This window comes from uncultured Nostoc sp., assembly GCF_964245445.1.
In the GTDB taxonomy this organism is placed as follows: Bacteria; Cyanobacteriota; Cyanobacteriia; order Cyanobacteriales; family Nostocaceae; genus Nostoc.
The window spans coordinates 1-8,872 of sequence record NZ_CAXTNE010000306.1; the positions used below are offsets into that span (position 1 = coordinate 1).

The 8,872-nt window shown below is 41.7% G+C and carries 7 protein-coding genes and 2 pseudogenes; 6 read left to right on the forward strand and 3 right to left on the reverse strand.

What is annotated here, in order from left to right:
• Both ACFE90_RS32505 and ACFE90_RS32510 read left to right on the forward strand, forming a co-directional pair.
• Positions 1 to 846 (forward strand): annotated as a pseudogene (locus ACFE90_RS32505) (filamentous hemagglutinin); the annotation flags it as partial.
• 13 nt (positions 847 to 859) lie between these two features.
• On the forward strand, positions 860 to 3,484 hold the full coding sequence (locus tag ACFE90_RS32510) for a CHAT domain-containing protein (protein ID WP_375506436.1): 2,625 nt from the start codon (positions 860 to 862) through the stop codon (positions 3,482 to 3,484).
• Between the two features lie 10 nt (positions 3,485 to 3,494).
• Here ACFE90_RS32510 and ACFE90_RS32515 read toward each other — a convergent pair whose 3' ends face one another.
• A complete protein-coding gene (locus ACFE90_RS32515) occupies positions 3,495 to 4,403 on the reverse strand; it encodes a DUF928 domain-containing protein (RefSeq protein WP_375506437.1) in 909 nt (302 codons plus the stop codon).
• A gap of 601 nt (positions 4,404 to 5,004) precedes the next feature.
• Between ACFE90_RS32515 and ACFE90_RS32520 the strand changes: the two genes are divergently transcribed.
• Together ACFE90_RS32520 and ACFE90_RS32525 are read left to right on the forward strand one after the other, a co-directional pair.
• Positions 5,005 to 5,187, forward strand: coding sequence for a hypothetical protein (locus ACFE90_RS32520; protein WP_375506438.1), 183 nt, complete (start codon positions 5,005 to 5,007; stop codon positions 5,185 to 5,187).
• Positions 5,184 to 5,675 (forward strand): glycosyltransferase, encoded by a 492-nt coding sequence (locus ACFE90_RS32525; RefSeq protein ID WP_375506439.1) that lies wholly within the window; start codon positions 5,184 to 5,186, stop codon positions 5,673 to 5,675. The genes ACFE90_RS32520 and ACFE90_RS32525 overlap by 4 nt, the downstream gene beginning before the upstream one ends.
• A gap of 169 nt (positions 5,676 to 5,844) precedes the next feature.
• Here the strand turns inward: ACFE90_RS32525 and ACFE90_RS32530 are convergent, their stop codons facing one another.
• Positions 5,845 to 7,347, reverse strand: coding sequence for a Rieske 2Fe-2S domain-containing protein (locus ACFE90_RS32530; RefSeq protein WP_375506440.1), 1,503 nt, complete (start codon positions 7,345 to 7,347; stop codon positions 5,845 to 5,847).
• 265 nt (positions 7,348 to 7,612) lie between these two features.
• Here ACFE90_RS32530 and dinB point away from each other — a divergent pair, with 265 nt between their 5' ends.
• Both dinB and ACFE90_RS32540 read left to right on the forward strand, forming a co-directional pair.
• Positions 7,613 to 8,116, forward strand: a complete 504-nt coding sequence (gene dinB, locus ACFE90_RS32535) for a DNA polymerase IV (RefSeq protein ID WP_375506441.1) — start codon at positions 7,613 to 7,615, stop codon at positions 8,114 to 8,116.
• 133 nt (positions 8,117 to 8,249) lie between these two features.
• Entirely contained in the window at positions 8,250 to 8,762 is a 513-nt protein-coding gene (locus tag ACFE90_RS32540; RefSeq protein ID WP_375506442.1) for a hypothetical protein, read from the forward strand.
• Here the strand turns inward: ACFE90_RS32540 and ACFE90_RS32545 are convergent.
• Positions 8,733 to 8,872, reverse strand: a pseudogene (locus ACFE90_RS32545) (CopG family transcriptional regulator); the annotation flags it as partial. The gene ACFE90_RS32540 and the pseudogene ACFE90_RS32545 overlap by 30 nt on opposite strands.

Below are 8,872 nucleotides of genomic sequence, written 5' to 3' on the forward strand. Positions count from 1 at the left end.
GATGGGGCAGAAGTAGGCGTAGAAAGTCTCGGAACAGGAACCGCAGGCAACATGACATTAAATGCTCGCTCTATCCGTTTAAACAACAATGCTATACTCACCGCCAATACACAAAGCCCCAAAGTTGACCCGAATAGAGAACAGGCGACAATTAACATTGACTCACGAGATTTAATAATAGGTCGTAATAGCAATATCAGAACTGATGCCCAAGGAGAAAACGTCATCGGTGGTAACATCAATATCAAGGCCGATGTCTTGGCTGCTTTTGAAAATAGCGATATTACTGCCGACTCTGATGACTTTCGTGGCGGGAATGTCAGAATCAATACTAAAGGTATCTTTGGTCTTCAGTTTCGGGATATACTTTCGCCAAACACAAGCGACATCACCGCCACCGGGGCAACTCGCGAGTTGAGCGGTAATGTGCAAATCACTACACCTGATATAGACCCCACTCGGGGCTTAGTCGAACTCCCAATTAATCTAGTTGATGCTTCTAGGCAAATTTCCAATGCCTGCACACCTGGAACTCGGCAATTCCAAAATACATTTGTGGCAACAGGACGCGGCGGACTACCCATGAGTCCCACTGAACCATTACAAGATTCAAGTACTGTGTCTGCGTGGGTAAGATTAAGACCAAACGCAGAAAACTTGGCAAACACAACGCCTGTGCCACAACCAACAGCAGTTTCAACTACTTCCATTGCTGCTACAATTCCAATTGTGGAAGCTTCTGGCTGGGTAATCGATCGCAAGGGAAACATAGAATTAGTAGCACAAGTTCCTCAACTCAATCCCCACAGCCCTTGGCAAACACCTGCTTCCTGTCCTGTATCTTAGGGAGGTGTTAAATATGGCAAAATTCCAGCTGCCAAAGCGAGTAATTAGATTTGCGGTAACTCCTGTACTCCTATTTACCCTTGCTGTTTTCCTGACTATTATCCCTAGCACATTCGCTAAACAACAAAAAACAAATTCACCAGACAGATTTCACATCCAAACCAATAAACCCCCAGCTACAAAACCACAGGCACTTCTTGAGCAAGGAGAAGCACTTTATCAGACTGGGCGCTTTACTGAAGCCGTAATTATTTTACAACAAGCTGTCCGTACTTATCAACGAGAAAGCAATAACCTTGCACAAGCCGCAGCGCTGACTAACCTTTGTCTTGTATACCAGCAACTCGGCTCCTGGAAAGAAGCTTATGCAACTATTGACAATAGCTTAAATTTGCTTGGTTGGGATGAGATAAATCAAAAGTTAAATGTCAACAATCCCAAATCTGAATTGTTAGAAATTCTTGCACAAACTCTAAATATTCAGGGCGAATTGCAACTATCACAGGGACAAACTGATGCATCTATGAAAACATCACAAGAAGCAGAGCAAGTCTGGAAAAAATTAAGTGACAATGCCGGAATAACGCGCAGCCGGATTAACCAAGCACAAGCTCTACGAGTTGCTGGTTTTTACCGCCGTAGCTTAGATATATTGAATGAAGTATCCCAACAATTAATTTCCCAACCTGACTCACCTGTAAAAGTAACAGCTTTGCGATCGCTTGGCAATGTCTTACAACAATTAGGCGAACTTGAGTTATCCCAGAAAAACTTACAACAAAGCTTAGAAATCGCTCAACGTCTGCAACTGCCTCTAGAAATTAGTTTGACGGAATTTAGCCTCGGTAATACTGCTAGGTCGTTAAGTGATATTAAAAATGCGATCGCTCATTATGAAAATGCTGCCAAAATTGCACCAAACTCTCTAGCCAAAGTTCAAGCCCTGATTAATCAGCTGAGTTTGCTGGTCGAAAACCAACGCATCACTGAAGCAAAGTCATTAATACCCACAATCCAATCTCAAGTCCCGAATCTGCCTACCAATCAAGCTGGTATTTATGCACGGATCAATTTTGCTCAAACTTTGACGACAATTGGTAACAAAAAAGACATTGCAGAGATTTTGGCAAGTAGTGTTCAACAAGCCAAAATAATCGGCGATGAACGTGCCGAATCCTATGCACTGGGCAGCTTAGGAGAAGTTTACGAACAGAACCAACAATGGCAAGAAGCACAGGATTTGACGCAGCAAGCCTTATTTCTGGCTGAAAAAATTGATGCCTCAGATATAGCTTATCGCCTTGAGTGGCAGTTAGGACGTTTGCTCAAAGCACAGGGAAATATCCCAGCCGCCATATCTGCTTATGATGCTGCTGTAACAACTCTTCAGTCTCTTCGCAGTGATTTAGTTGGAGTTAATCGAGACGTGCAGTTCAATTTTCGCGATCGCATAGAACCTCTTTATCGGCAGTCTGTAGAGTTGATTTTACAAGAGATTGGACAAGGAAAACCAGATTTAGATAAAGCACGTCAGCGAATAGAAGCCTTGCAAGTCGCAGAACTCGACAATTTTTTTCGAGAAGCTTGCTTGAGCAACCAATTTGTGGTATTGGACAAAGTAGTAGACCGCGACAACCCGAATACTGCTATTTTCTACCCGATTATCCTAGATAACTATTTAGAAATTATCATCAAACTTCCCAAGCAACCGTTGATTCATAAAACTTCTCAAGTCAACCGTCAGCAAGTAGAGCAAGTTATTACAAAAATACGAGATACAATAGTCGAACCTGATGCTAATCTGCAATTTCAAGCAGTTTCTCAACAGCTTTATAACTGGTTAATTAAACCAGTTGAAACAGACCTTAAAAATAGTAAAGTTAATACTCTAGTCTTTATTCCAGACGGGTTGTTGCGAAATATCCCGATGTCTGCATTATATGATGGCAGAGAGTATTTAGTCCAAAAATACTCTGTAGTTATTAGCCCAGGACTGCAACTATTTACTCCCAAACCTCTAGAACAGAAAAAATTAAATGCCCTGGCTGGAGGATTATCGCAATCACCCAAAAATGAAAATTTTGCAGCGCTTCCCTACGTTTTGGTTGAACTGAAATTTATTCAGGAATCAGGGGTATCGACAACTACATTATTGGATAAAAATTTTACTAGTACGACTTTAAGAAAAACCATCAACGCTCAACCTTTTAGAGTTGTTCACTTGGCAACTCACGGGCAATTTAGCTCTAAAGCAAAAGACACTTTTATCCTAGCAGCTGATGGACGCATTAATGTGAGTGAATTAGATAGTTTGCTTAAAAGTAGAGAGCAAAAACGAACAGAGCCAGTTGAATTACTTGTTTTGAGTGCTTGCGAAACAGCAGCAGGAGATAACCGAGCTGCGTTGGGATTAGCAGGAGTTGCCCTGCGTGCTGGTGCGCGGAGTACTTTAGCCTCACTATGGCAAATTGGCGATGACTCTACAGTTTTATTTATTGAGGAATTTTACCGCCAGTTGATGACTGGTAAAACTACGGTAGAAGCTTTACGCTTTGCTCAATTAAAACTACTTGAAGCTCCTGAATATAACCGTCCGATGTACTGGGCACCCTATGTTTTAGTTGGTAATTGGTTATAGAGATTTAAGATTATTGACGGTTGGTTGAATTGACTATAGGAGCCGTAGAAATATTACCCAAATTGACGGATTGCAATAAACTCTGCCAATCTTCTTTAACAGAAGTATCATTATAATTAGAAAGGCGTATTTGTGCCAGCATAGTTAAAGCGTCAAACCAAATACCTTCTTTGGCATAGATTGCAATCTTCTGTCGGGGATCGGTTGTTGCTTCCAATTGCTGAATAACACGATAATTTAAATTCATTCTTTGAATGTCTCCTTCTACGTACACAGGAACACTTGCTGTTTGCTGCTTGCAGCGAACTTTTAAATACCAGCGATATGTTTTACCTACTTTTAAAGATGTAACATTCTCAGGGAGAGAAATACCAATGACACTGGGCTTTGGAGGTAGTGCGATCGCATTTCTGTAAACATCTTTGCCTTCACTATCCTGTAAGCTAAACTCAGCGTTGGAGGTAGACAAATCTTGAGTGTAAGGAACGTAAAACCAAAATGTAGGTCGTTCAGAGGTGGTTAACCCCTCTACAATCTTGATAACTAATTTATCCCTTTGTTTGCTAACCTTTTGTTCCTCTTGAAATGGCACTAAAGCAGTAAGTGCAGTTGCTACCGCAGGACAATTGTCCCGACTACCCATTCCTGCTCTACGCCCAGATATAGGACTTAAGCGAGCAGGTACTTTTGGCAAAACAAAAGCTGGTCGAGAGGTGCGTTGTTGAGGTGAAGCAGGTGTCTTGACTGGCTGTACAGGCTGCTTAGTAGTTGCTGGTTGTTTAGTTTGGGCTATTACTCGTGCTGGATATTGAGTGGTGCTACTCAAAATTAGAGCAATTGTTAAGAGCCATTTCATCAATTTAACAAGATACGGTTTTGATTGTGGATATAAAGTTGGTATGTCTTTTTCTTGTTTCATGTAAAAAAGCCTTTTTTATGCAAAATAGGACACGTTGCAAAGAATTGTTAAGAAAGTTGTTTTCCAGACCACTATTCTGGGTAGATAAAACACAAAGAGTTAACTCGTTCATCCTATTGAATCAGTTCTATGTGACTGTGACTTAAAGGAAAAGGTTACCGCAGTGGCAAGCTTATACTTTCATTTAACTTTAGTAATCTCATACTTGAGACAGTAGCCTATTGGCCTATAGAGTTAAAATGGCTGAAATTATGATCAAGCTTCCTTAAAATAAGCATATTTAATTACAAAGTCTTCAGAACAAACGGCAAGCTTTTACCTAGGTTTTGAACTCATGGCAACATTTTAGTTAAAATTGAACTATTTCGGTTGTGATCGCTAATCATAAAAAAGTGACCAAGTAACAACGCTCACCAGGGTCAAGCTACTGCACCTCAAGCAAGCAAAATACCGTGATTTCAAGTAGAATTATACCAAAAGTTCAAAATATAGGTAAAAGCCAGCTATTTGTCCTTAAAAATTTTGTAATTAAATATGCTTATTTTGACGGCACTGCATACGATACGAATGCACAAAACCTTATACGAGATTGATATTAGCAATGTTCAGTAAATTGTATGGATTTAGTTCGCACGTAATCCCAAAACCTGATGACTGGCCGCATTGGGCGCATGTGACTGGTTTTTGGTTTATTGACCAAGCCTCCGAATACGAGCCACCCTTGGAACTAGAAGATTTTCTTGGACGAAAGCAATTGCCTTTGTGTAATGGAATGGAAGCATGACGATGCCCAATCCAGAGTATCTCACACACTACATCGTGGAAGCTCTAAAGAAAAACCATCAAGGCGGGATTATATTGTCAGGCTGGGGGGACGTTGGAAGAACGGTGAATATAAAAGATTCGCTACGAGTGTTTGTGATCAAGGAAGTTCCTCATGATTGGTTATTTCCTCAAGTGCCAGCAGTAGTACATCACGGAGGAGCTAGTACAACGGCGGCAGTGTTACGCGCAGGGACACCATCAGTTACTGTACCCTTTTTTGCAGATCAGCCAGTTTGGGGTGAAAAGCTAACCCGATTGGGAGTCAGTCCACAACCGATACCGTACCAGAAGGTATCAGAAAAAACTTTAGCAGCAGCGATTGAAATCGTACTGGGTGATAAGGTAATGCGGTGTAAACCCCAAGAGTTAGGCCAGAAGTTAAGGAATGAAGATGGTGTGGCAAATGCTGTTGAAGCATTCCATCGGCATTTGGGTTTGATTGAGTAAAATATTTCTGAACTGATCTGCTACTCATAGCAATAGGCGAAATTATTGGCATCTCTCGAACGGGGTACAACTTGGTTTGGAAGTTTGGAATTCAGAAGGCTCAGTTGGCAGGACGCTCCTGCCAACTGAGCCTTCTGAATAAATTTTCTTAGCACTGACCTTGAGTTCATTAATCATTGTGTGCGTGTTCAAACTCGTAAACGTAAAATAGGCGACTAAATTTATCAAGCAAGTATCCTAGAAGTACAAATAATATTGCACCCCCAAGCGCCCACCAGAATCCTGTATGAGGAAAAACCGTTAAAAGTGATGCAGGTATTTGGTTTGCAGATGCTAATGTAGCTTTTACCGCTATGGTTCTTGCATCCAGAATTACAGCAATACATAAGCACAATATAGATAACCCGTAAGCTAACACCCGTAGACGTTTAATATTTTTCAAAGCATCTTTGCAAACTTGGCAATGTTGGGTATGAGTTGTCCAGACATCAAAAAGCTTTTGTTTGTCTAATTCGGGCAAGGGAAGATCGGTATTACACCCCCAAGCCCAAGGAATACTACCTCCAGCTTTTTTCTCCAACCACTGGCGAAATGCAATGACCATTTTATCTTGAGGATTAGGTGTATAAACTGCGTTCACCCATTGGCTCTTTTGGCGTTTAGCTAGAATCTTCTGTTGATAATGAAGAAATACTAAGTCTTGGTGTAAGAACAAGGATGACAAAACATGTCCTAGCCAAGTTGGCATTGGTAGTCCAAAGACTCCTAATCCTTTAGGTGTCTTACCCATCTCGTTCTTAACTAAGACCTGGCAACCAATATGACGACACCACCCTGGGCGTGTAGGGGTAGCATACAATGCCAAGATCAGCTTACCACCATCTTTGGAAGTAGAAACAATCCTCATCTGACAAGGTGGTTGGAAATCGTGAATCGCTTGTGAAATCGTGGGGGCGGTCGGTGTTATTTCAAAAGAAAATCCTTCTTGAGTAGACATTTCCTTGATGCAAAGCATATCGTAGTAATTAGCATCTTTATACCGATTGCCAACTATACCGTGGTGGGAAACAGGGACATGGGCTGGGTCAGCTACATTCTCCATGAAAAAGTCCCATCCATAGGGTAGGTCACGTATATTCCAAAATAGATGAACTACTCTGTCGGAATTTTCTTCAAGTTCTGGAATAATTCGTGGTGTCCTCAATTGACTTTCAAGCTGTGCTTCAGAACCAGACTCAGCCCAAACCCATAATAAACCCTGCCGTTCTTGTGTTGGATAACTAATTGCAGATGACTTTGAATTTGAGCAGTGCTTAGAGGATGTTTGCTGATCTTTCGACTGGGGAATACTCACACAGTTTCCCTGCGAATCAAAACGCCAAGCATGATAAGCACATAAAAGTGTGCCATCAGACTCAACACGCCCTTCTGAAAGAGGAGCTAGTCGATGGGGGCAACAATCTTCAAATATTGACCATTTACTCAAACTGTCTCGCCACAAGACTAAATCTTTTCCTAATAACTGTATTGCATGTGGGCGAGATGGATCTAAAAAATCCACAACTGCTACAGGATACCACTGCTTTGTCCATTGAAATACTTCTTCTTTGTTTTGATTCAATGGAATGCTTGCGTTATCCATATCCCCTTGAAAATCTATTTTAGTGGTCATGTGTGTTCTTTTATGTTTTTGAACTAATAAAGTTAGATCTGTTTAATATTTAATATAGTTGCAATTCCAGGTACGCTCTTTTCTACTTAAAAAACTTTCTTCGCTTGCCTGATGGCATAAAAACTATGTATCCTCTCAAACACCCCTTCAGGAGACAGTTGCTCAAAACGACAACAGGTAATTTTATCTCTAAGATAGTACTGGCATACTATAAACTGAGATTGTATTTACTTCTTTGAAAATGCTGTGAAAAACGAGACTGCTTGTGGTGGAGCTACGCTTGGGACAAGAATCTGTCGCTAGAACTAGGAAAATAATTCACGTAGATATGGATGCTTTTTACGCATCGGTAGAGCAGAGGGACAACCCTAGCTACCGAGGTAAACCGTTAGTCGTCGGTGGCAGCCCGAATCAGCGAGGTGTGGTTGCCGCCGCCAGTTATGAAGCTCGTAAGTTTGGGATTCACTCAGCGATGCCCTCAGTAACAGCAATTGCCAAATGTCCCGGACTCATATTCGTTAGACCAAGATTCGACGTTTACCGAGAGATTTCCGCAGCAATCCACGCTATCTTTAAACGCTACAGTGATTTAGTGGAAGGAGTTGCACTAGATGAAGCATATTTGGATGTTACTGAGAACAGGCAGAATATCACCTATGCTTCTACTATCGCAAGACACATCAAAACTGCAATTTTCCAGGAAACTCAGTTGACGGCAACCGCAGGCGTGTCAATTAACAAGTTTCTTGCAAAAATGGCATCAGGGTAGAACAAGCCGAATGGACTAACGGTGATTTTGCCAGAGCAAGCGATGTCTACGACAAGCCGCAAGCGTCTACGCCTTTGTAGAACAGCTACCAATTGAAAAGTTTCACGGCATTGGAGAGGTGACGGCGGCGAAGATGCATTCACTTAGCATTCATACTGGCGCAGATTTAAAGAGGCGATCGCTTTTGGAGCTAACACACCACTTTGGTAAAGCTGGTCATTATTACTACAAGATTGCCAGAGCAGAAGATGACCGCCCAGTTGAGGCGAATCGGGTTCGCAAGTCCATTGGTGCAGAAACCTCATTTGCACAGGACTTAAGCGATGTCGGCCAAATGTTACAAGAACTCGACCAGATTGCCCAAATTGTCAAGCAACGGTTAGAGCAACATGAAACACGAGGCCGCACGTTAACTCTGAAAGTCAAGTTTTCTGACTATCATCAGATAACGCGCAGTAAAACAATGCTTGCTCCCCTCAGTGAACTCTCTACGATTTTTGAGATAGCCAAAGCGCTGTTTGAGTCGATTGATCTGGAAAACCGCAGTATTAGGTTGCTGGGCATTTCGTTGTCTAACCTGGATAATGCCAAACAGACCCAAGTGGTTCAATTGCCATTATTTCAGAATTGGAACATCATATTTTAGCGTAGATGTAGTCTGTTCAGAGGCTGACAACTCGGTTATGGAGAGAGAGCGAATCAACTCCCGAATCACATCAGTTGCAGGTCTACCTGTCATTGCACAATATCGTTCAA

Coding starts and splice junctions, on each gene's coding strand:
- ACFE90_RS32510 (WP_375506436.1), top strand. CDS start 860: ATGGCAAAATTCCAGCTGCCAAAGCGAGTAATTAGATTTGCGGTAACT.
- ACFE90_RS32515 (WP_375506437.1), bottom strand. CDS start 4,403: ATGAAACAAGAAAAAGACATACCAACTTTATATCCACAATCAAAACCG.
- ACFE90_RS32520 (WP_375506438.1), top strand. CDS start 5,005: ATGTTCAGTAAATTGTATGGATTTAGTTCGCACGTAATCCCAAAACCT.
- ACFE90_RS32525 (WP_375506439.1), top strand. CDS start 5,184: ATGACGATGCCCAATCCAGAGTATCTCACACACTACATCGTGGAAGCT.
- ACFE90_RS32530 (WP_375506440.1), bottom strand. CDS start 7,347: ATGACCACTAAAATAGATTTTCAAGGGGATATGGATAACGCAAGCATT.
- ACFE90_RS32540 (WP_375506442.1), top strand. CDS start 8,250: ATGCATTCACTTAGCATTCATACTGGCGCAGATTTAAAGAGGCGATCG.